This is a genomic window from Vibrio sp. S/42/10 (genome assembly GCF_029890535.1).
GTDB lineage: Bacteria > Pseudomonadota > Gammaproteobacteria > Enterobacterales > Vibrionaceae > Vibrio > Vibrio cyclitrophicus.
This window is the reverse complement of the sequence record NZ_JAKMZC010000022.1, coordinates 44206-67254: the sequence shown is the minus strand read 5'-3', so window position 1 is coordinate 67254 and position 23049 is coordinate 44206. Positions and strand designations below refer to the sequence as shown.

Sequence of the window (23049 nt, the reverse complement as noted above, 5' to 3'; positions counted from 1 at the left end):
GAATAGTCGTTAAATATTTATTAGGATGAAACTAACGTTAATTAGAACATCCTATTATTTAAATAAAGTGCTTAAAATATGCCCCAAAAATTTACAAGAGGAGAGGGGTATTTTATAAATTGACTATTTCTAATTAGAATGAGTAAGCAACACCAACACGGTATTTTGCTTCGCGATCTTTAGAAGATGAGCTGATATCAGAAGACCAAATTTCAGCAAAAGGTTTCCAAGAACCGAACTTGTAGTTTACTTTTAAGCCAGCATCCCATTCCCAGTCATCACTATTATAAAGAAGTACGTTATCCAAAGATTTTACATAGTTTGCTTCGTAAGAAAGACCAAGCTTCGGTAGAGACTCAATTTTATATGCACCTGTTAGCGTTATTTTGGATTTTTGAGCTGATTCTAAACGTTCGCCAGTTTCTGAATCCTTATCACCAAACTGTGTATGGTTGCGGAAATCAGCATATTCATGACGGTAACGAATAGCGGTTGTTAAACCCATGTCTGCTTTGTAGCCAACGCGGAATTGTGGTTTGTAAGTGACTTTTTTCATTTTCCAGTCACCTTCGTTAGAATTAGGCTCATCCCAATCCCAAGCAATAGGCATACCCACTTGTAGATACCAATTGTTATCTATTTTGTATGTCGCAGTGTTATCGATTTCCATACCATAGATGTACCAATTGCCACCGTAAAAACTCTGGCTGTTCGCTGATTTAACTTCGCCAGAATCTGCGTCGTAGTAAGAATCGTCAGTATGGAATTTAACTTCAAGGCCCGTTGAGTGCTTCCACTTATCTGACAGTTTAAAGCTTTCACCTAGCTTCACTCGGTGTTGATGGCGAGCGTCTACGTGAGCCGTGTCGCCATTTGTTTTTGTATAATCCGTCGCAGCACGATACTCGTAACGATAATCAAGAGATGCACCAGTAGCTGTGCCCGCTAAAAGAGTACATGCAACAGCTGCAGCAATTTTTGTAACAGAATTCATACCTTTGTCTCACTATTATTTTTTTATTCTGGATACATCCAATGTACCCGTGGCTCACAAACCAATACCTTACATGGTATTAAATTAATGTATGACAAATATGGTATTTATTATTGAGTCAGATTTCTGTGAGATCTATCAAAAAGTTCTGACTAATGGCCCAAATATATAGCTAAATGTTATGAATATCTCAATTTAGGGCTTGTGTATTAAATCAATCATGACGTACTTCTCATATTCACAAACCTTAGAAACTCACTTTTTTGCATGTGTTAAAATAATACAAATATTAAGTGTTTCTATATGTTAATAATGATGATTTTAACCATCGTGGCTTAAACATAGGGAGCATGTTGAGAGGCATAAATATAAACCATAGCCAGATGTTTAATAAAAGTTAAAAAATGGCTAAATGTAAATTCTATTTATCGGTTGGCTTATTTAAGTCGAAGAGAAAATATTTAGTACTAATTCGTGTTCAAAAGTGGTTTCTGTACTGAGTGTGTACTCGGTATCTGTTAACAATAAAGGATGAGTCATGTTTAAGAAAAACATATTAGCAGTGGCGCTATTAGCGACTGTACCAATGGTTACTTTCGCAAATAACGGTGTTTCTTACCCCGTACCTGCCGATAAATTCGATATGCACAATTGGAAAATAACTATACCTTCAGATATCAATGAAGATGGTCGTGTTGATGAAATAGAAGGGGTGGCAATGATGAGCTACTCACATAGCGACTTCTTCCATCTGGATAAAGATGGCAATCTTGTATTTGAAGTGCAGAACCAAGCGATTACGACTAAGAACTCGAAGAATGCACGTTCTGAACTGCGTCAGATGCCACGTGGTGCAAACTTTTCGATTGATACTGCTGATAAAGGAAACCAATGGGCACTGTCTAGCCACCCATCTGCCTCAGAGTACAGTGCGGTTGGTGGAACGCTGGAAGCGACATTAAAAGTCAATCATGTCTCTATGAACGCTAAATTCCCAGAGAGATATCCAGCTCATTCAGTCGTTGTTGGCCAAATACACGCTAAGAAACACAATGAACTGATTAAAGCGGGAACAGGTTACGGCCACGGTAATGAACCACTGAAGATCTTCTACAAGAAGTTTCCGGGCCAAGAAATGGGCTCAGTATTTTGGAACTATGAACGTAACCTAGAGAAGAAAGATCCTAACCGTGCCGACATCACTTATCCTGTTTGGGGCAACACTTGGGAAAACCCAGCAGAACCGGGTGAAGCGGGCATTGCACTAGGCGAAGAGTTTAGTTACAAAGTGGAAGTAAAAGGTACCATGATGTATCTAACGTTTGAAACAGAGCGTCACGATACGGTTAAGTATGAAATCGACCTGAGTAAAGGTGTCGATGAACTTGACTCACCAACGGGCTATGCTGAAGATGATTTTTACTATAAAGCTGGCGCATATGGCCAGTGTAGCGTAAATGACACTCACCCTGTTTGGGGCCCAGGTTGTGCTGGCACTGGCGATTTTGCGGTCGATAAAAAGAATGGCGACTACAACAGTGTTACTTTCTCTGCTCTTAAGCTTAACGGCAAATAGATACGGAATAGAGCAGGTAACAAGTTAGCTCAATCAAGCATTTTTAATGGCCACTTAGCTCAATGTTAAGTGGCCTTTTTTTATTCGAGCCTTTGTGTATGGCACTTGTGTTTGTTCGTGCATCTAACATATCAAGACGGCTGGTTGCTCTTGATTAATGTCATATGCGGTCTGATTATCGAGGTTTGTAAATGGCTCTCACTTAAGCTATTGAGCGTTAGTTAACCCAAGGGGGTTGATTAACTCAAAACTAGAATCCATCCAATATAAAACAAAACAGCCTTGTCAGAAGACAAGGCTGTTAATCAAACTGCTTAGAGCTTAGAGCTTAGAGCTTAGAGCTTAGAGCTTAGAGCTTAGAGCTTAGAGCTTAGAGCTTAGAGCTTAGAGGGTACGACGGCGTTTAGTCATACATCAACTCATTGGCTTTGTTTGCATCAAACTCTTTCAAAGACTTGCGTGCCAAGTGTCTAAACGGAAATGCTTTGACTATCTCTTCAAATGGCTGGACTGCAAATGCCCAAAAGATAGAGCCATCTAAGCCGAGGATAATCAACGCACACAAAGGGATTGAAATAACCCACTGGCCAGTAAAATTAATTTTAAATACAGCGGTTGTCTTGCCCAGTGCTCTCAAAACGTTTCCGTGAACAGTATTGTAGCCACGAGCAATCGGTAAGAATATGTAGAGCGGAGCAATAACAGCTAATGCTTGATAGGTTGAAGGATCTAAATCTGGGTAGATGTCTCCAATTACTACGCTCAATCCAGCAAATAGAACCGCGCAAATAATAGAAACACCCACAGCAACATCAATACTGGTATCAACGTTTTTGGCGAGATCATCCATTTTTTTGGACCCGATCGCTTGGCTGATCGTAATAGCTGAAGAATGAGCCCAAGCAGTAATGAACTGAGAGCCAGCTCTGATCCAAGGCATCACTAAGGTAATCGCTACATAGGCGTTTATATTGAGCTGCGAGTACAGCAATTGGTAAATGGTCGCACCAATTAATAACATGGTTACATTTGCGGCGACCGGGAATATTTCAATAAAGTGGCGTCGAACGTTTGTAATGAATTCAGATTTTTGAGCACTTAGCTTGAGTGATAATGTTGAACTTAAATGAACACACAGAGCCAAATAGAGTAAGCGTATGGTGATTGCAATAATGCTACCTAGTGCAGCGCCTTGAACACCAATGCCTTCAAACGTTGAAAAGCCGTGAATAAGCACATAAGAAAGTACGGCGTTGATCGGCAGTTCAATCAAGTAACCTTTAAAGGGTACTTTAGTTCTTCCTAGTGCATTAAAAAGAGCGATGATGACTTGTGTTAATGCGGTGAAAATCACCAGATATTTAGAAATATCAAGATAGCGACTGATTTCTAATTGGAGTGCGTTATCGTCAGTTAAGGCTTGAATTAGAGGCTGTTCGAAAAAGGTTAATAGAAACCAAAATACCGTTGCTATGCCCAGGTTAATGAACAGACCTGCCCAAAATGCTTTTGAAAGAGAAGCTGCGATACCAGAGCCCACAGCACGGCTGAGTACCAGTTGTGTACCATTTGCCAGTGCCATTTGTATACCTAGCACGAATGCAACAATGGTTGTAGCAATCCCCATTGCTGCGAGTGGAATTTCTCCAAGTGGAGAAACAAGAAGCGTGTCGATCATCAACATCGACTGCATCAAAATACCATTCAAGGCTAGGGGCCAAGCGAGAGAGAAGTTTTTCCTTACGTACGATTGCGAAGACACAAACAACACCTTATGTGTATATAACCGTAAGTTTTCTCTGAGATGACCTGAGTTCAACGTATAAAGATGAAACACTACGGTAATTGATGGTTAAACAAGACTGAGAGCCAAAACAAGATTGATTGTTTAAGCAAAACTAATCGTAAAAGTAAAACTGACGGCTAGGGCACCGTAGACAGTCGAATATGAGTTGATTCGTGTCTAATTAGAAATCTAAACACAAATCAGCTCAAGTAAACTTCGGTTATGCGAACGCTAATTCAACCTTAGATAATTTTTGGTTTTCATCATCAAGTAATAATTGAGAGGCTACACGTGCCTGCTTGGCATTGCCTGACATGATCGCATCGTATATTGCTTTATGCTCTTCTAAACAGAAGCGACCACCTTCTGCTGAATGGTCGATAAACTGTTTGAAGATTGTCGACAAGATGTTTGCGAACGGGATGTAAAACTGGTTGCCAGTCGATAAGAAGATCGTCTGGTGAAATAGGTGGTCGTGCGTTGTCCACTCTTCATAGTCATAGGCGTTAGCCGCTAGAGTCATTTTTTGGAAAAGAATAGAGAGTTCTTTACGCTGCTCGACGGTTGCGTTGGTTGCCGCCAATGCACATGCTTCTGGATCTATCGCTTTTCTTAAACCCAAAAATTGAGACAAGAAAGGTTTGGTGTCTTCTAAATCTTGAATCCAATAGAGTAATTGCGGATCTAAGAAGTGCCATTGTGTTCTCGGTTTGATACGAGTGCCAACTTTGGGCTTTGATTCAATGAGTCCTTTTGCAGAAAGCAGCTTGGTGGATTCTCTAAGGGCAGTTCTGCTCACTCCAAAGATCTCGCACAGCTCCATTTCGCTGGGTAACTTCTGATTTTCTTCTAACTCGCCAGACAAGATCTTACGAGCAATTTGTCTCGCCACTTGAACATGAATTCGGCGGCTTGAATCTTCCACCAATGTAAATATTGACATTTAAACCACCTGAAATTGAAACTTTAAAAAAACAAAAAAAACCAGACGAATCTGGCGTTTTTATGTCAGTGTATACGTCTATGTTGTGTGAGGTTTTCCCTCATCTACTAAGGTCTTTGACCAAATGTAATGCGCTTATATAACTGTGTGATCTTATTAGCTTCGCGACTTTATATCGCTCTGCGATCTTATTAACTTTGTGACCTTGCTAAAACTAATTTTGCTCGCCTTTTTAATTAGGGATCTAGGGCGCTATTTGTCCGCCGTTAACATCCAGAATTTGCCCTGTGATGTAACCGCTGCAAGCATGTGAGGCAAAGAAAGCAAAAGTAGGTGCTACTTCTTCAATACTGCCAAAGCGACCCATAGGGATATTGCTAGCAATGGTCGACTTTAGCTCATCGCTTTTGCCATCATGAAATGCGGTATCGATAGTGCCTGGTGAAACTATGTTGAAACGGATATTGTCTTTAGCAAATTCTTTTACCCAGTTCCGATGGATATCGTGTAACCAAGCTTTCGATGCGGCATATACACCAGCACCCACACCACCACCTTCACGAGCAGCAATCGAACCCGTGCTAATAACACACGATGTTTGGCCAGACTCTGCGGCAGACGCACGTAAGTGAGGAATAGAGAATTTGGTTGTCATTAACGCAGAACGAACATTTAGGTTCATTACTCGTTCATAAAATTCGTCATCGATATTTTCTAGGTTGGCACGACCGCCAAGACCGCCTGCGTTATTGATCAACACATCCATCCCACCGAAGTGTTCGGTGAACTCGTTAACTAATTTTTCGCAATCCGATGTTTCCATCAAGTTCGCAGGGAAAAATGCAACATCGCCACCAAGCTCCTTGAGTTCGGCAAGAACGTCATCAACTTTTGGGCTAGAAGCACGACTATTGATACCAATTTTTGCACCATACTTTGCGAAAATACGTGCTGTAGCTAAGCCCATACCAGCAGTAGAGCCAGTAATTAGAATGCGTTTGCCTTTTAAATCGTTAAACATCACAGTCGCCTATATTGTAGATCATTTGCGTTAATAAATCATACAATAACACTTGCAGTATTCAAGGATAGTCATCTCAAAACTGATCATCAACGACATAAATAGTGAGAGTAAGAGTCGTTTTGTGAGTTTGCGCATACAAAAAATGGTGTAAATAAGAACCATTTGTATGAATAAATGTTTTTAATTAGTTTGATGAACTAAATACTTATAAAATTCATAAAATCTTCGCTAGCCTATATCATTCGTGACCTCACGTTATTCTTATACTTAGTTGGTGCAGATATAAATCAGTGCTATAGTCCGAGTTAAATAATACATATCTAATAAGTAAGTAGACACATGGCTGGCTCTTTCAATTCGATTTCAGGCTCTAAGCGAAGCCTTCATGTGCAAGTTGCACGTGAAATCGCACGTGGTATTTTGTCGGGCAATTTGCCTCAAGGCTCTATCATTCCTGGTGAAATGGCTCTGTGTGAGCAATTTGGAATTAGTAGGACTGCATTAAGAGAAGCGGTTAAGCTTCTTACTTCAAAAGGCCTACTAGAATCTCGACCAAAGATCGGTACTCGCGTTGTTGACCGTGCGTTCTGGAACTTTTTAGACCCGCAATTGATCGAATGGATGGATGGTTTGGCAGATACAGACCAATTCTGTCATCAGTTTTTGGGCTTACGTCGCGCGATTGAACCAGAAGCATGTGCATTGGCTGCTCAGTTCGCGAGCGCTGAACAACGCATTGAACTGTCGGGCATTTTCCAACAGATGGTAGAAATATCAGGTGCTGAAGAGTTTAACCAAGACAGTTGGCTAGATATTGATATGAAATTCCATAGCCTCATCTTTAATGCAACAGGTAATGACTTTTACCTTCCATTTGGCAATATCTTAACGACAATGTTTGTTAACTTCATTTCTCATTCTTCAGAAGAGGGAAGTACGTGTATTAATGAACACCGTCAAATTTATGAAGCAATCATGGCGGGTAACAGTGATAAAGCACGCCAAGCTTCTGCAAGTCATCTATTAGATACTAACCACAGATTGCCAGTAGCAAGCTAGCTTAGTGTTTTGGGTGAGGTTTCAACTCTAAGGTCTTAGCCGTTTCTATCGAGCGTTGCTCTGGATACCTAGTGGAGTCAACCTAAAATTGCTGTTACTACAGACAGTTATCTATTGAAAGCACGTTTAATACGTGCTTTTTTTTCATCCAAAATTGATGAAAACTTGACCGATGTCCAATATTTAGTCTTATGTGCGTTGTTTTGCTAAAACCGCTAGTAACCAGCATTGTTAGTTATATAATAATACTAATCAAATTAATGCGAGTGTGATTATATGCCTCAGTCTCTATTGCCAAATATTCTTCAGTTCATCGGTCAGATAGACCCTTTTGATAAGATCCCTAAAGAAGCGCTTCGTGACCTCGCTTTTAATGTTCAGATTACCTATCTAGCCAAAGGGGATGTCGTCGATCTATGCGAGTCAGGAAAAGAAAAGTCGCTCTATATCATTCGAACAGGATCTATGGAGCAAAGAAAATCGGACGGTGTGCTTCGTGCACGGTTAGGCAGTGAAGATCTGTTCGGCTTCACGTTCTTAGATTCTGAAGTTAATGATGATAAAGGCTATAGAGCTGTCGCAATTGAAAACACCTTACTTTATGTTATTCCACACTCGGCGCTTCAAACACTTTTCAAAGCTTTTCCAAGTTGTGCTGAGCATTTTGCTTCACAGGCCCAAGTTCGTTTGAAATCGGCACTGGATGTGGTTTGGTCAAACAAAGAGAAAGGTTTGTTCATTCGTAAGGTTGAAGAAGTCGCAAGCGGACAGGTGGCAATTGTTAAGTCTCAGCAAACCATCCAATCGGTCGCGGTTGAAATGCTTCATCAACGCTCACCCTGTGCGGTAATTTATGAGGATGAGTCGATTGTAGGCTTAATTACTGACCGAGATATGACTAAGCGAGTGATCGCTCATGGTGTCAGTACTGATAGCCTTATTTCTGAGGTGATGACGCATTCTCCTCTTACGGTTAAACCGGACGATTTAGTGCTACACGCCGCGTCTATTATGATGCAGTTTAATATTCGCAACTTGCCGGTTGTGAAAGAGAACAAAGTCATTGGGCTTCTTACCACGTCTCACTTGGTTCAAAACCACCGTGTTCAAGCCATTTTCTTGATTGAGAAAATCAAATACGCGGGCAGTGTGAAAACCATGTCTTCATTTACCTCGGAACGACAAGCTATATTTGAAGCGCTGGTGGAAGGTAAAGTTGCACCGGAAACAGTGGGTAAGGTAATGACCATGATTATGGATGCCTACACCCGCCGATTAATTCAGATAGCAATTGACAAGTTAGGCCCACCACCTTGTGACTTTTCTTGGATTGTTGCGGGTTCTCACGCTCGCAATGAAGTACACATGTTATCGGATCAAGACAGCGCGATTGTACTTTCTGACGATGCAACCGACAGTGACCGTATTTATTTCAAGCATTTAGCGATGATGGTAACAAATGGATTGGCAAGTTGTGACTATCCGTTATGCCCAGGAAAATTCATGGCTGCGACGCCAAAGTGGTGTCAGCCACTGGGTGTTTGGAAGCACTACTACAAGAAGTGGGTAGCAAACCCTGAATATGAGCGTCTACTCAATATCAGTGTTTTCCTTGAAATTCGCACTATTTACGGCAACAGTGAATTTGAGGGCATTCTTCGTGATGAGTTGCACTCCAATATTCGCAATAATCGAGAATTTTTGAGCACGTTGGTGAAAGATGCGGTGAACACTAATCCACCATTGGGCATTTTTAACAGCTTGGTGTTAGAGAAGTCGGGAGAGAACAAGAAAACGCTCAATGTGAAGAAATACGCGATTAACCTGATTATCGATCTCGCACGTATATACGGGCTAGCCGTTGAATGTGATTTGTCTGCAACCGACGAGCGTTTTGCAGCTGCGAACGAGAAAGGTATGCTCAGTGATGACGCGTTCAAGAACATTCTGGGTGCGTATCAGTTCATTTTATCTTTCCGATTTGGTCATCAACTTGAAGCTTTGAAGAATGGGGAGGTACCAGACAACAACATCAACCCTGATAGCTTTGGTAGCTTTGAACGTAAGCACTTGAAAGATGCCTTTAGGATCATAGCTGATCTCCAAGAGGCGGCGAAGATTCGTTTCGGAGCGCGCTAATGAGAGCATTGTTAAATTATTTTCATCCGCTTGAGCGAGTCAAGCGCAAGCGAAAGCAATACCTAAATACGGTTAAACTGCCTGAAGCATTACACGATCTTGTTGAACAGCCGTGTCCAGAGATGGCGGATTTGGCTAAAGATAGTGAGTATATTGTGTTAGATCTTGAAACGACGGGCTTAGACAGTGAACAAGATCTGATTTTATCGATGGGGTGGGTTGATGTGGTTAAGGGGCGAATTGATTTGGCATCTGCCAAACACATCTATCTTAACAACGACTCTCAGATCAACGCAGAAACCGCGGTTATTAATCACATTACGCCGCAAATGTTGGAAGAGGGCGCGTCAATTCATGATGCCATGCTGACCTTTTTTGAAGCCGCAAAAGGTAAAATCATTGTTGCGCATGCTTGTGTTGTAGAAGAGAAGTTCATTAGTCAATATCTACTTCGATGTTACGGATTGAGAACGGTGCCTTTGCTTTGGTTAGATACATTGTGTATTGAAAAATCTATGGAGAAAGCGATCAGTAATCATGAAGAGGTAGATTTAACTTTGGCAGGCACACGTGACAGGTATGGTCTTCCTGAGTATAACAGCCACAATGCGTTAGCTGATGCAGTTTCAACAGCGGAGCTATTTTTGGCTCAACAGAAACGAGTGGTCCCGAATGATGAAGTGACACTATCATTTTTATATAGGATCAGTCACTAGGGAAGCCATTTGTTCCCTTATTTGAATCATTGTTGACTGAACTGATTTGAAAGCATAAAAGCCAGCGATTATGCTGGCTTTTGTTTGGGTCTTAGAAAATTAGGCAGTTATCATCTTAGACTTTTCATATAGGGAACAGCTTAAAAGCTGTAAGTAATACCTACACGGCTACGTAGTTGACGGCTTGAGTCACACACCGTATCACTTGTACATTGAACGTTGCCTAATTCTACGTATGGGCGCCAGCTCCAATCTGCTTCTTTGTAGCCGATCTTCATGTTGTAGTCCCACTCGTACTCGCCGTTGTTACCCATTTTCCATTCGTCATTAAAGAAATCTTCTTTGTAGTTTGCTTCAAAGCCAAACTGCCAAGCGTTCCAGTTGTAATCGATATTACCCGTAATTTTACCGGCATTTAATGAGTCGTGTTGCTTACCATCAAGGCCTGTTGAAGTTTTACCTGATGCATAATTGCGGAACTCATGGCGGTAACGAAGTTTCGTTGTTACACCTGAATCAAATTTGTATTGAACACGTACTTGCGGTTTGTAAGTTACCGCTTCATCACCGAAAGTAATCGGCATTGAAGTTGTTACACGCCAGTTGTTATCGAATTTGAAGTGGTAGCCGTATTCAAATTCGTTATCACCACGTTGAAGTTCGCTTAGGTTACCCTTGTGCTTCATTTCTACGCCGTAGTAATGATTACCTGTGCTACCACCAATTTTCACTCGACCAGCCCATTCTTCCGAATCGTGCTTGTACTCTTCACGAAAATCTAGTGATGCCGCAGACACGCTGCCTGCAAAAAGAGTTGCTAATACTGCAAGCGTTACTTTATTCGTTTTTATCATTTTATTGTTTCCACTGTATCTAAATAAAAAATGGTTAATAAAGGACCAACGTTGAGCCCTTTGTTGTATTGGGATTAAAGTTTTGGGTAAAGTCGTTCTACGTCGCGCTGAGCCCATATTTCCGCTAAGTTCTTTTTCATTGTGAACTTGCTAAAGTCTGTCTCAGTTGCCAGTTTCACCATTCAGGGTTTTCCCTAGCAACGCCGGCTTTTAGGTAAAGCGGAGTTATACGCTCAATGCGATGACGTTTGTTTTCGTGTGTAGGGTTTCTCTTTCTTTTGAATTAAAATACTACAAATATGCTAGCGATTAGAATGGTGAGGTTCTGTGAATTAGATCGTGTTGTCATGATAAAACCACTATTTACAAAGGGTTACAAAGTTAGGGTTTAAATTAAACCTTTGTTTTTTAATGGTTATTTTTCAGGTTATGTTGATTTTCTGAGTTTTTGTCTATCAATAAATGTGCGCTACAGCAAAAAATTGAATCTTTAGTTGTCATTTTTATTTGTAATACATTATTATTTACTAACTTTATGTAGTAACACATATCGTCAGAACGTTAAATAGATGCACATGCATCTGTATGGTTTTAGGTAGTGATTCTGTCGGTTAGTTTTAAGTGACTACCGACGTGAATGGATGAACTTATGGTTCATAGCTGCATTGGGATGATGGTTTTAAGGCTAAGGCTTTGTTTAAAAGCGAAGATAGTTTAAAAGCGAAGATAGTCTAAAAGTTAACATACCTAAAAGTACGATGTATTTGCCGTGAGGGGATAAAAAGCCTCAATCAAAAAAGTTTGAAGTGTAGTAGGCAAGGCAGTTACACAGCCTGCTATAGAGATCGGAGTTAGAACGATTGGATATAGTCGCTCTAAACTGATGAAAAAGAAGAAATCGTTGAAGTGCTTGTAAGAGCATTTTGATTATTGCTCCCAACTATTCTAATTATAACTTCTGCTTTCCTTTAGAAAGGTAGGAGATGGTAGTGAAGATCTACCTTTGCGCTCATGTTGATACAGGCAACATGAGCGTTTTTTTTGCCTAAAATTTGTATTGATCGTTTGATCTACAGATACAGACTATCGATAAGAAGGGCACCCACTGATTCATTCAGTAACCGTGAATGATGTATAGAGCGATTAAGTTTTGAGGTTTATGACCGCACGTTCAAGAGATGCGGTCTGTTCTACAACCGATGTTGCGGAGGCGGCATTCTTTGAAGCGACCGTTACGTTAGCGAGTGTAAGGTGTTTAATCGAACTTACGTTGTCAATGATTTCTGATGTAACATCGCTTTGTTCTTGCATTGCATTGGCCACTTCTAAACTGTTGTTTAGAATCGTTTCCATATCCTTGATTACTGATGTGAGTCTTGAGTGCGCTTTTTCACAAGAGTTGACACTGCTATCGCCTTTTTCACAACAGTTTTGAATTGTATTAACCACCGTTTGGGTTTGGTCTTGAACCCCTTGAATAATATTGGAGATCTCTTCAGTAGAAAGCTGTGTTCTCCCTGCTAAGGTTCTCACTTCATCAGCCACTACTGCAAAACCGCGCCCTTGTTCTCCAGCACGAGCTGCTTCGATTGCTGCATTGAGAGCGAGGAGGTTAGTTTGCTCTGCAATGTCTTTAATGACTTCTAATACGGTATTGATTTTTTCTGAATGAACAGAGAGGCGATTTACTTCTTCGCTGGCGCTTACTAGGTCAGTCGAAAGAGTATTGATGGTGTCTCTGGTAAATGCGACGTCATTCAAGCCTTCATTAGCCGTTGCGAAACTGGTTTGTGCATTGGATGATGCGTTGTCACTATTTATCGCAACACTTTGGATATTACTGCCCATCTGGTTTATCGCGGTCGCAATGTTTTCTGTTTGTAGCTGTTGTTTGTTTAAGGCGCTTTCAACGAGCCTTCCGTCGTGTTGTAGCTGATTTGAAATATTACCTAGTTGTTGGATAGATCCTTGTACTTGCCCAACAAGCTGACGAATATCTGACAGTACAATATTAAAAGCTTTCGCAATATCAGCAATTTCATCTGAACCGCTCTCTTCTGCCTTTACGGTAAAGTCGCGTTGTTGGGAGACCACAAGCATCACCGAGTTCAATGATGCAATTTTTTTCGCTACACGTGATGAAATACCAAATGAAAGTGCGAGAAGCATTACTGCTACGGTTATTAGGGAGCTAATAATGAAAGTGGTAATGGTTTGTTGAATCGACTCTACTTGTTCTTCCAGGCGGCGTTCAACAGCCGTGAATATCGAAATGATGTCTTCAAACAATGTTTTCATTTCTGATTTTAGCCCCGCCACTTGTGTTGGGTCTCGATCAATGGCGTTTATCATCAAAGAAAAATCTTTATTGTATTGTTTAACTTCCATTTTCAGTTTGTCTAACTCTGAAACGACAATGTCTGATTCATCAAGTAGAACAGAAAAACTTCCCATCAATTTCTGAAAGTTTGAGTATTCCTTGGTGAATACTGGCTGAAGTGATTGATCGTGGCTGATCAAAAATTCTAATTCTGTTCGATTAAGTTGCAGCATAGAGACTTCAAGCGACTTAACTTTGATCAGCGTTTTCTCTAACTTAATCAGTTTGAGGTTTGCCATTTCAGTGAATGATACAACAATCATCAGTGACAATATGGACAAACAAGTAAGGCTAAATAGGGAGGTTTTAATTTTCATGGACGGGCACCAAAGCAATATGACTCAATAACGTATTTGAAATCGCGTTTCTCTCGTCTACGAGCTGCATAATGAGATCTGACTCGCAAGGTAAACGTTTGCTTACAATATTTTAACAAAAGGCTATTCGCAAGTTAAATATTATTTATTTTCAATATCTATTGATGATGCTTTTATTACTAGTGGTGACTTTTAGTGATGAGTGAAATGAACAGTCGCGTGTTTGAAGGTACAACTTGTATTGGTCAGCGACGAAAATAATGCGTTTAAGAGGGTTTCGAAAGCAATAGGCGCTCACGCGTAGTGACATGAATGCCCATTGCTGTGGGTATCGTTGCGATAGCGCTAACTTTGTGTAGGCATCCATACCTGTTTAGATGTGATTTTGTGGCCTTTAAAGGTCAATTCTTCAACCTTATCTCCGTTTTGATTCCAACGAGTTAATGTCCCATTTGCAATTTCACCATCATCAAATTTGGCTTGACTTGCCTTGTTACCATTTGGATAGTAATCCGTTACTAGCCCGTCTTGTTGTCCGTTACTGTATTTCGCAGTAAGGCTTTGTTCGCCATTTGGATACCATCGAGAGACATCACCCGATAATTTGTTATCGATATAATTGAGCTCTGCTTTTTTCTGCCCATTCGGGTACCAGGCCTCAGCTTTGCCCTGTAATTCACCCTTTTCGTAATTCACTTTAGAAGCGATCTGGCCATTTGGATACCAGTTGGTTTCTAACCCAAGCTCTAAGCCATCAGCAAACTGAGCTTGAGTGGCTATTTGGCCGTTATCGAATTTCTCTTCAAATTGCCCAGTAAATGGCTTTGAGTGGTTAACTTGATAAGCAGCGCCTTTTCGCATCTGAAGATAATCAACAGCATCTTCTCGGGTGGCTGCGTAACTCATAGAAGACATCGTACTAAGAGCAATCAATATTGGGATGTATTTCTTCATAATGACACCTTTTTTATTGGACGGGGGAAAGTGTAATCAGTGTGTTAAAAGCATTTCACTTCCATGGATGACTGTCAGCAGCTATTACTGGTTTTCAAGTTTTCATTATTGACTGTCTATTGAAGGGAACTTTTTCATACGTATTTGGACGTAGGTATTGTATTATTTGTAATACAAATGTGTTGGATTTAATGATTTTTAAAAATTATATTGAGTGTTTTTTCTTCGTTAGATTTGTTATTTTTCTTGTAACGATTGAATTCTTTTAATGACTGATTTTCATTTTTGTGTGATTTTATTCACATTTAATTGGGGTTTTATAGAGTTTTAGCCTGTCATATGGGGGGAGAGTGCCAGACTTTGCACTATGTTGATGAATTTCGCTCTTGTTCGATGCAACTTTGAACTCGATCACTTGTATGATTATTTGATGGTAATAGTCTAAGATCGCTGTCACGCATTTAAGTTATTGTAGTACAAATGTGGCTATCATCTATCTATAGTGCACCTAACAGAAAAACATAAATAAAAGGTCTAAAGATGGAACTCAATACCCTGATAGTAGGCATCTACTTCCTATTCTTAATTGCGATAGGGTGGATGTTCAGAACATTTACAAGTACAACTAGCGATTACTTCCGTGGGGGAGGTAACATGCTGTGGTGGATGGTAGGTGCAACAGCATTTATGACCCAGTTCAGTGCGTGGACATTTACTGGTGCGGCAGGTAAAGCCTTTACTGATGGTTTTGCAGTAGCGATTATCTTCATTGCTAACGCCTTCGGTTACCTAATGAACTACCTTTACTTCGCTCCGAAGTTCCGCCAACTGCGTGTGGTTACGGTAATTGAAGCAATTCGTATGCGATTTGGTAAAGTGAACGAGCAAGTGTTTACTTGGTCGGGCATGCCAAACAGTGTTATCTCTGCTGGTATCTGGTTGAACGGTCTTGCGATCATCGCATCTGGCATCTTTGGCTTTGATATGACAACGACAATCATCCTAACTGGTCTGGTTGTACTGGTGATGTCAGTAACGGGTGGCTCATGGGCAGTAATCGCATCTGATTTCATGCAGATGGTTATTATCATGGCGGTAACGGTGACGTGTGCCGTGGTTGCGATTTACCACGGTGGCGGCGTTACGCAGATCATTAGTGATTTCCCAACAGATTCATTCATCACAGGTGACAACCTTAACTACCTAAGCATCTTTAGTATCTGGGCAGTCTTCATCTTCTTGAAGCAATTCAGCATTACCAACAACATGTTGAACTCTTACCGTTACCTTGCGGCTAAAGACTCTAACAATGCACGTAAAGCCGCACTGCTTGCTTGTATCCTTATGACGCTTGGTCCAATCATTTGGTTTATGCCATCTTGGTTTATGGCGGGTCAAGGTGTTGATTTAGCGGCTGCTTACCCAGAAGCAGGCAGCAAATCTGCTGATTTCGCTTACCTATACTTCGTTCAAGAGTACATGCCTGCCGGTATGGTTGGTCTTCTGATCGCCGCTATGTTTGCTGCGACCATGTCTTCAATGGATTCTGGTCTAAACCGTAACTCAGGTATCTTTGTTAAGAACTTCTACGAGCCGATTCTTCGTCCTCAAGCGACAGAGAAAGAGCTGATGGTTGTTTCTAAGCTAACGTCTACGTTCTTCGGTATCGCTATCATCTTGGTTGCACTGTTCATCAACTCTCTTAAAGGATTGAGCCTTTTCGATACGATGATGTATGTGGGCGCACTGATCGGCTTCCCTATGACAATTCCTGCATTCTGTGGCTTCTTTATCCGTAAAACACCGGATTGGGCTGGTTGGGGTACGCTAGTTGTTGGTGGTGTGGTTTCTTACTTCGTAGGTTTTGTTATCACAGCGGATATGGTTCAAAACTGGTTCGGTCTGAACGAGCTAACTGGCCGTGAGTGGGCTGACCTTAAAGTGGCTATCGGCCTTATTGGCCACATCGTATTTACTGCTGGCTTCTTCGTTCTATCAACACTGTTCTACAAGCCTCTTGCTGAGCACCGTGAGAAAGACGTAGACAAGTTCTTCAACAACCTAGCGACACCATTAGTTGCTGAAAGTAACGAGCAGAAGAAACTGGATAATAAGCAACGTCGTATGTTGGGTTCACTTATCGCAGTGGCGGGTGTGGGCGTAATGACAATGTTCGTACTGCCGAACCCTATGTGGGGACGCATGGTGTTTGTTCTGTGTGGTGCGATTGTATTCTCTGTTGGTTTGCTTCTGGTGAAAGCGGTTGATGACAAAGTCGAGCAACAAAACGACGAAGTTACCTCTGCTGAAAGCTAACGCCTATAAGATTCTAAAAAATAGATACTCAAACATAGAGTGTTAATACATCGGCCACCTACTTGGGTGGCCGTTAATTTGATAATCCAAGATTCAATGTGAGATGTACGATGAAAAAAAAATTAATTTCGGTAAGTATTATTAGCGCGTTCACGTTAGCTTTCGCAACGGGCTGTACAAGCCAAGATACAGCGGCACCAGTGATCGACGTGGCTGAACAAGCAGCGCCTGCTATTAGCGAAATCGATCGTAGTTACTTATTGAGTAGTGACCGCTTAAACGAGGTTGATGGGAATACGTTGGCCGTTGCTTCAGACGAACAAGTGGCTGCGCTTAAAGCACAATTTGAAAATTTAAAAGATGGCGACGAAGTCGTTATCCCTAGTGGTAAATACGCGAATTTAGGTCAAGTGACTATTACCGCGAACGATATCACTATTAGAGCTGAGCAAGCGGGTTCGGCTTGGATTACTGGCCTTATTCAGTTTGAACTTAAAGGTGATGACGTCACACTAGATGGTTTAGTGTTTACTGAAGGTGGTCCAAACGAACGATTTGGTGCTGTGCGTATGATGGGTAATGGCAACACGCTTAAGAACTCAACGTTCTACTACTTCAACCACGATTACACATACGAACCAGACGATCGCCGCTCTGAATATCCAAAATACCTTTGGGTTTCGTTATGGGGCAAAGATGGCAAGGTAATCAATAACCGTTTCGAAGGTAAACAAAAACGCGGGACGCTGATTGGTGTACAAAAAGATGACACATCAGATAATCACCTGATCGCGAATAACATCTTCATGGATCAGAAACCGAACCAATTTAATGAGTTCGACATCAAAGAAGCGATTCGTTATAACGGCAACAGCTGGGAAGCCATCCGCATCGGTGATTCTAAGGCTTCACAATGGGATTCGAGCTCTAAGTTTGTTAACAACCTAATGATTGATATGGATGGCGAGCGTGAACTTATTTCTATTAAGTCGGGTGACAACACGATTTCAGGCAACACGATTTTTCAAAGTACTGCTCTAATTTCACTTCGTCACGGTAAAGGAAATAAAGTTGAAAACAACATGATCCTTGGTAACGGAAAGCGTCTAACTGGCGGTGTTCGTATTTATGATGAAGACCATGTTATCCGCAACAACTACATTGCTAACACGCGTGGTCGTGATGGTCTAATTGAAGGTAATGCTGACTTACGCGGCGGTATTGTTATCAATACTGGCATCATCGATGTTGCAAATGGCGAACAGTTAGATCAGTCGGTCAAAGGAAAAGAGCTTAACAAGCAATGGACACCTAAAAATATCACGATCGAGAATAACTCTCTTGTGGATACAGAGTGGGGCATTGTGTATGGCAACCAAAGCCATCGTGTAAGCCTGTTCAATAACGCAGAAGTGGAAAACATCTATGCAGGTGTTGATGTCGCGTTTAGCAACAACGTGGTTGATAATTCATTATCACCTGACTTTGTAAGTGTACGCGCAACAAACGACTTCCCATTAGTTGATGCTACATACACTGATGAAACGTACGTAGGTCAAGTGACGGATTCTGAGCAGATCTCAAGCTACTCAGTCGAGTTGCCGGCAGTGACTATTACTAACGGCATGAATGCTTACCAAGGCGAAGGTGCCGATGTGTCGAAACTTTCCGTTGTGACGGCTGAAACGGCGGGTCCGGACTACGTGCTTGAGAATACAACGAAGTAGCTTATTGCTTAACGTTTTAATGCTTAACGGTCTGGGCTATCAAATAAATTCAAGATAGCTGTATTAGCCGTTAACATCTAAAAAGCCTCAACGGGTAATATCTGTTGAGGCTTTATCGATCTTAGGTCGTGACCATCTCAATCTTACGTCGTGACTACTGTGATTTATACTTATGCAGCAGATCCCAAGGGATGTGACACAAATGATGATCTTCTGGGAATTGACTTAGGTGGTTTTGGTGGATGTCGTCACTGGCGACATAATGTATTAAAGGCAGTATCTCTAGAGCGATTCGGTCTGCATCATCACGCGACGCAATATAGCGCTTGGCTTCGGCAAGATGTCCATCGTTGAGACTGTAAATGCCAGTACGATACTTTTCTCCTACATCGATGCCTTGTTTGTTCACGCTGTATGGGTCAATAATCTCAAACAGGTGCTTCATCAGAATCGTTACCGACGTGATACTCGGGTCAAAATCGATTTGTACGCATTCAGCGTAACCATCATAGGTATTTGGGGTATTATCATTTTGCGTTATTCGAGAAGTGCCATTGGCACGGCCAGCTTCGGTGCTGATGACTCCAGGAACGTACTTAATAAACTCTTGTACACCCCATAAGCAGCCACCCGCTAAATAAATTTGTTCCATACTTACCTTTTACTTCTCTGTATTTGTTGTTCGTTCGATACGTGAATCAATGTGGTGATACACGTTCTTGAAAAAGCGCACACATAAAAACAAGTGTTTAGGTATTGTAAACCAGTGCGACTGAACAAACATAAGTCTAATAGGATTTGTGATTATATAAGTCAGTATTGCATTGTCATCAACTCGAATTTCATTATCAAGTGAGCGTTAGCTTAACCATGTTTGATCAAATAAAAGATTTCATCAATCCCAGTAAGAATCCAGATCTCACTCAGGCTCAGGAGTATCAGCGTAAACATCTACCGACGCTGTGGCTTTTGGGCAAAACGGGGGCTGGAAAATCATCGTTCATTCAAGCCGTGACTGGCAATTCTTCCGTTGAGGTGGGTAACGGTTTTGCTCCTTGCACGATGACTGCAATGTCATATGAATTTCCTCAAGACAAGCCAGTAATGCGGTTTCTTGATACTCGTGGTTTGGGAGAGGCCGATTATGATCCTAAAGACGATTTAGAAGAGATTGGTCAAGCGGGCAATGCGCTAGTCGTAGTGATGAAAGCCGATGAACCCGAACAATCATCTGTGCTGTCTGCCCTGAAACAGGTTAAAAAGCAGAAGAAGATTGAGCATTTACTTCTCGTTCATACTGCTGTGCTGTCCTCTAAAGAGACCGATCGCACAAGGCAAATTCGATTCAACACCAATCAAGTTGAAAAGGTTTGGGGCAAGGACTGTTCTTCGGTGGCCGTCGATTTTGAAACTGATGACGGCTCTACTTATAACAGCAGTCCCATCTATAACTATGACACCCTGATAGAACAGTTGACGACAATACTCCCTGTGATAGGGATGATGGTGATAGACAAAGAACACTCGACTCAAGAAGAAGCGAATTTTGATCAAGTCGAAAACGAAGTGCTTTGGTATGCAGGAAGCGCTGCCGCGAGTGACCTGATTCCAGGTGTTGGTTTGGTGTCTGTGCCTGCGATTCAAGCGAAAATGCTTCATAGCTTGGCCAATCAATATGGGGTCGAATGGAATAAGAGAGTCTTTAGTGAATTGATAGGAACTCTGGGAAGCAGCTTCGCTTTGCAATACGGAATGAAACTGGGCACTCGACAGTTGATAAAGCTGATTCCAGTTTATGGTCAAACTGTGGGCGCGGTTGCTGCAGCGGCAATGAGTTTCGGCACTTCTTATGGTTTAGGTCGCGCGGCGTGTTTTTACTTCTATCATAAGAACAAAGGTGAAGAAGTCTCTGAACAAGAGATGCAGAAGATCTACAAAGAATCCCTGAAAAAAGGAAAGGCGGCGTCGGGCTATGAAGAAAATTAGAAACCTATTTCGATTACTGGCGGTGCTATCGAGTGGCCGCTGGGGCATTACCCTGATTTCGGCTATCTTCCCAAGCATTATCATGATGGGTTTTGGTCTCTTCTTGGCGATTAAATATGGTTACCTACTGGAAATGTCCATTGCGATTGCGGTGAGTACTTTACTATTCTCTGTTCCTCTATACATTTCTAGTCGCTCTTCGCACAAATCGACCTATAGCGATTCTTCTTTGAATAAAGAGAGCGATGATGAACCTCAAGTAGAATCATTGCTTAAGAAGACTGACATCGACGATGCGCTTGTTAAAGCTTCTATTGATTGGTCTCAAAAAGAGCTGTCGATCTGGAATGAATCGAAACTTCACGTGCGGCAACAATTAATGATCGACATAGAGTGGGGCAATCTAGACCAAACCGGTTTAGAAGTTCTTGAGTTTGTCGCCACGAAGTTTGACAAGAAATCACTCGACTTCTCTATTCCAGAAGGACTGAAGCTGTTCGAAGAGGTGAGCCGACGCTATAAGTTGGTGGTGCGAGAACATATACCAGGTATTGAATATCTCAAGGTTTCCTATATCAAAGCGGGCTACGAAGCCTATGACAAATATGGCGAGCTAGGACATAAGATCATTAAAGCTGCCATTTGGGGTAATCATCTTAAAAACCTGTATTTGAACCCCCTGAAAGTCATTTCGGATTTAGGCCGTGAACAGGCGACTTCTTCAATGACAAGAGGTGTGGTTGAGGACATGCAATATGCTGCCAAGCAAGCCTTGTTAGATGAGGTGGCCGCTGTGGCGATTGATCTCTATAGTGGACGTTTTAGCATTGAAGATGAAGCACTAAGAGCGTCGGATGTTTCTGAAATAGATGAACAGCGCTTTGCACCAGAATTAGAGCCAGTAAGAATTGTTCTAGTAGGGCAAACAAGCTCTGGGAAATCCTCACTGATTAATGCGCTTAAGCAAGAGTTGGTAGCTGAAGTGGATGTACTGCCATCAACCGACACTTCAACCGTATACAACGCGTTTGTCGATGACAATGATGTTAGAGTTGTTGATCTTCAAGGGCTGGATGGCAATGCCAAAACCGAAGCTCTGATGCTTAAAGAGATGACCCAAGCCGATGTTGTACTTTGGGTTCTTAAAGCCAATCAATCGGCTCGTGAACTGGATAAGCAATTGAAGGGCAAGTTTGATGCTTTCTATGACGATCCTAAAAACATCTCACGTAAGAAGCCAATCGTTGTATCGGTTGTGAATCAGGTCGATCGATTAAAGCCTGTTGATGAGTGGCAGCCGCCTTATGATTTGGGTAATCCAACATCGCCCAAAGCGAAGAGCATTGCTCAAGCACTCGAATACAACCATATATTGCTGCAGTCTGATATCGTGTTACCGCTCGCTATTGCGCCAGAAAAGACGATTTTTGGGTTAGAAGCACTCAAGCAGATGGTAATCGAAGGCATAGCTGATGCTAATAATGTGCAAAGAAACCGCCAACGTTTGGAGGCAATGAAACGGGGAACGTCGGTTAAAGGCCAACTGAACAAAGTAGTGAACGCTGGTAAGAAGGTCACACCAAGTGTTTTGAAAGCGGCGACACCAAAGCTCGCTGAAATGGCCATTAAGCAAGCTGTTAAGAAAAAGTAGTCCTCGATAGTTTCTATAATGTTGTTCTGGTGAGGTTTAGTTCTCATCAGAACTTAGTGTTCTAGATCTTCGTTCTATATTAGCGAAGCATTAAATTTAAAAAATAGCTGCTATTATTAAATATCTCGTTGAACTAGTTTAATAGTCTATGAACCTCTGGTATTCGAAGTTTACATAACACGCTATCAGATTTAATTGTCATTCTAAATATTGATCACATTTATACTTATCCAAGCTTTATTTATAAAACCATTGCACTATATTTAAATTTCGTTTCATCTTGATTTCAACGTAGGGATATATTGTGAACTTGTATCTGAAATGGCAATCAACAACATGGCTGACCTTGTTAGCTTGGTATACTTTAGACCACCAGCTCTCTTTTTACCTTTCTTCAGAGTAGTACCCTCTAGGCGTCACGCGCCAGCAGAGCCCTTGAGTTTTGCCAATCCTGTTAATTTTTTCTTTAAGAAATGTCGTAGTTTATGCGTCAGCTATTTTTGCTTTTGTGCATACAACTCTTTATCTCTAGTTAATTATTAATTGGAACCTAATCAATACGTATTGATTAAATAATCTATTTATAGCTATTAATTATTATTGTAATTATCACGAGAATGGTTGTGC

At 41.4% G+C, this 23049-nt stretch carries 16 protein-coding genes; 8 read left to right on the top strand and 8 right to left on the bottom strand.

The genetic code is table 11. The features are described from left to right. Positions 1–133: 133 nt before the first annotated feature. Positions 134–994 carry an oligogalacturonate-specific porin KdgM family protein gene (locus L8S15_RS19435; protein WP_016785030.1) on the bottom strand — a complete coding sequence of 287 codons (861 nt, stop codon included), beginning with the start codon at positions 992–994 and terminating at the stop codon, positions 134–136. 538 nt (positions 995–1532) lie between these two features. On the opposite strand from L8S15_RS19435, the gene L8S15_RS19430 reads away from it, so the two are divergent. Beyond that, entirely contained in the window at positions 1533–2570 is a 1038-nt protein-coding gene (locus tag L8S15_RS19430; protein WP_280574748.1) for a polysaccharide lyase family 7 protein, read from the top strand. Between the two features lie 403 nt (positions 2571–2973). Here L8S15_RS19430 and L8S15_RS19425 read toward each other — a convergent pair whose 3' ends face one another. The 3 genes from L8S15_RS19425 to L8S15_RS19415 all read right to left on the bottom strand — a co-directional run bounded on the left by L8S15_RS19425 (position 2974) and on the right by L8S15_RS19415 (position 6320). Beyond that, entirely contained in the window at positions 2974–4341 is a 1368-nt protein-coding gene (locus L8S15_RS19425) for an MATE family efflux transporter (RefSeq protein WP_080572738.1), read from the bottom strand. 235 nt (positions 4342–4576) lie between these two features. Continuing rightward, complete coding sequence (locus L8S15_RS19420) at positions 4577–5299, bottom strand: FadR/GntR family transcriptional regulator (protein ID WP_010438380.1); 723 nt, start codon at positions 5297–5299, stop codon at positions 4577–4579. A gap of 244 nt (positions 5300–5543) precedes the next feature. Next, complete coding sequence (locus L8S15_RS19415) at positions 5544–6320, bottom strand: SDR family oxidoreductase (RefSeq protein ID WP_016768624.1); 777 nt, start codon at positions 6318–6320, stop codon at positions 5544–5546. 342 nt (positions 6321–6662) lie between these two features. On the opposite strand from L8S15_RS19415, the gene L8S15_RS19410 reads away from it, so the two are divergent. The 3 genes from L8S15_RS19410 (at position 6663) to L8S15_RS19400 (ending at position 10237) form a co-directional block, all read left to right on the top strand. Further along, positions 6663–7382: a FadR/GntR family transcriptional regulator gene (locus tag L8S15_RS19410; protein WP_010438385.1), complete on the top strand. Its 720-nt coding sequence runs from the start codon at positions 6663–6665 to the stop codon at positions 7380–7382. A 276-nt stretch (positions 7383–7658) separates the two neighbouring features. Beyond that, entirely contained in the window at positions 7659–9521 is a 1863-nt protein-coding gene (locus L8S15_RS19405) for a DUF294 nucleotidyltransferase-like domain-containing protein (protein ID WP_010438388.1), read from the top strand. Continuing rightward, on the top strand, positions 9521–10237 hold the full coding sequence (locus L8S15_RS19400) for a 3'-5' exonuclease (protein WP_010438390.1): 717 nt from the start codon (positions 9521–9523) through the stop codon (positions 10235–10237). Before L8S15_RS19405 ends, L8S15_RS19400 begins: the two co-directional genes overlap by 1 nt. Positions 10238–10377: 140 nt before the next feature. Here L8S15_RS19400 and L8S15_RS19395 read toward each other — a convergent pair whose 3' ends face one another. The 3 genes from L8S15_RS19395 to L8S15_RS19385 form a co-directional block, all read right to left on the bottom strand. Beyond that, positions 10378–11091, bottom strand: coding sequence for an oligogalacturonate-specific porin KdgM family protein (locus L8S15_RS19395; RefSeq protein WP_280574744.1), 714 nt, complete (start codon positions 11089–11091; stop codon positions 10378–10380). Between the two features lie 1143 nt (positions 11092–12234). Next, positions 12235–13788 carry a methyl-accepting chemotaxis protein gene (locus L8S15_RS19390; protein ID WP_029189236.1) on the bottom strand — a complete coding sequence of 518 codons (1554 nt, stop codon included), beginning with the start codon at positions 13786–13788 and terminating at the stop codon, positions 12235–12237. A gap of 345 nt (positions 13789–14133) precedes the next feature. Further along, positions 14134–14742 carry a toxin-antitoxin system YwqK family antitoxin gene (locus L8S15_RS19385; RefSeq protein WP_280574741.1) on the bottom strand — a complete coding sequence of 203 codons (609 nt, stop codon included), beginning with the start codon at positions 14740–14742 and terminating at the stop codon, positions 14134–14136. Between the two features lie 540 nt (positions 14743–15282). Here L8S15_RS19385 and L8S15_RS19380 point away from each other — a divergent pair. Together L8S15_RS19380 and L8S15_RS19375 are read left to right on the top strand one after the other, a co-directional pair. Further along, entirely contained in the window at positions 15283–17058 is a 1776-nt protein-coding gene (locus L8S15_RS19380; RefSeq protein WP_016768627.1) for a transporter, read from the top strand. Positions 17059–17168: 110 nt separating this feature from the next. Beyond that, positions 17169–18785 (top strand): polysaccharide lyase 6 family protein, encoded by a 1617-nt coding sequence (locus L8S15_RS19375; RefSeq protein WP_016768628.1) that lies wholly within the window; start codon positions 17169–17171, stop codon positions 18783–18785. A gap of 154 nt (positions 18786–18939) precedes the next feature. Here the strand turns inward: L8S15_RS19375 and L8S15_RS19370 are convergent, their stop codons facing one another. Further along, positions 18940–19437 (bottom strand): peptide-methionine (S)-S-oxide reductase, encoded by a 498-nt coding sequence (locus L8S15_RS19370; protein ID WP_016768629.1) that lies wholly within the window; start codon positions 19435–19437, stop codon positions 18940–18942. Positions 19438–19655: 218 nt separating this feature from the next. Between L8S15_RS19370 and L8S15_RS19365 the strand changes: the two genes are divergently transcribed. Both L8S15_RS19365 and L8S15_RS19360 read left to right on the top strand, forming a co-directional pair. Next, on the top strand, positions 19656–20771 hold the full coding sequence (locus L8S15_RS19365) for a GTPase (protein WP_016787916.1): 1116 nt from the start codon (positions 19656–19658) through the stop codon (positions 20769–20771). Continuing rightward, complete coding sequence (locus L8S15_RS19360; protein WP_280574738.1) at positions 20758–22422, top strand: GTPase; 1665 nt, start codon at positions 20758–20760, stop codon at positions 22420–22422. Before L8S15_RS19365 ends, L8S15_RS19360 begins: the two co-directional genes overlap by 14 nt. Positions 22423–23049 lie beyond the last annotated feature (627 nt).

Bases quoted from the DNA above. Each gene is read 5' to 3' on its own strand.
- L8S15_RS19375 (WP_016768628.1), top strand. From the start codon at position 17,169: ATGAAAAAAAAATTAATTTCGGTAAGTATTATTAGCGCGTTCACGTTA.
- L8S15_RS19360 (WP_280574738.1), top strand. From the start codon at position 20,758: ATGAAGAAAATTAGAAACCTATTTCGATTACTGGCGGTGCTATCGAGT.
- L8S15_RS19415 (WP_016768624.1), bottom strand. From the start codon at position 6,320: ATGTTTAACGATTTAAAAGGCAAACGCATTCTAATTACTGGCTCTACT.
- L8S15_RS19410 (WP_010438385.1), top strand. From the start codon at position 6,663: ATGGCTGGCTCTTTCAATTCGATTTCAGGCTCTAAGCGAAGCCTTCAT.
- L8S15_RS19400 (WP_010438390.1), top strand. From the start codon at position 9,521: ATGAGAGCATTGTTAAATTATTTTCATCCGCTTGAGCGAGTCAAGCGC.
- L8S15_RS19395 (WP_280574744.1), bottom strand. From the start codon at position 11,091: ATGATAAAAACGAATAAAGTAACGCTTGCAGTATTAGCAACTCTTTTT.
- L8S15_RS19435 (WP_016785030.1), bottom strand. From the start codon at position 994: ATGAATTCTGTTACAAAAATTGCTGCAGCTGTTGCATGTACTCTTTTA.
- L8S15_RS19430 (WP_280574748.1), top strand. From the start codon at position 1,533: ATGTTTAAGAAAAACATATTAGCAGTGGCGCTATTAGCGACTGTACCA.
- L8S15_RS19380 (WP_016768627.1), top strand. From the start codon at position 15,283: ATGGAACTCAATACCCTGATAGTAGGCATCTACTTCCTATTCTTAATT.
- L8S15_RS19370 (WP_016768629.1), bottom strand. From the start codon at position 19,437: ATGGAACAAATTTATTTAGCGGGTGGCTGCTTATGGGGTGTACAAGAG.
- L8S15_RS19390 (WP_029189236.1), bottom strand. From the start codon at position 13,788: ATGAAAATTAAAACCTCCCTATTTAGCCTTACTTGTTTGTCCATATTG.
- L8S15_RS19365 (WP_016787916.1), top strand. From the start codon at position 19,656: ATGTTTGATCAAATAAAAGATTTCATCAATCCCAGTAAGAATCCAGAT.
- L8S15_RS19385 (WP_280574741.1), bottom strand. From the start codon at position 14,742: ATGAAGAAATACATCCCAATATTGATTGCTCTTAGTACGATGTCTTCT.
- L8S15_RS19405 (WP_010438388.1), top strand. From the start codon at position 7,659: ATGCCTCAGTCTCTATTGCCAAATATTCTTCAGTTCATCGGTCAGATA.
- L8S15_RS19420 (WP_010438380.1), bottom strand. From the start codon at position 5,299: ATGTCAATATTTACATTGGTGGAAGATTCAAGCCGCCGAATTCATGTT.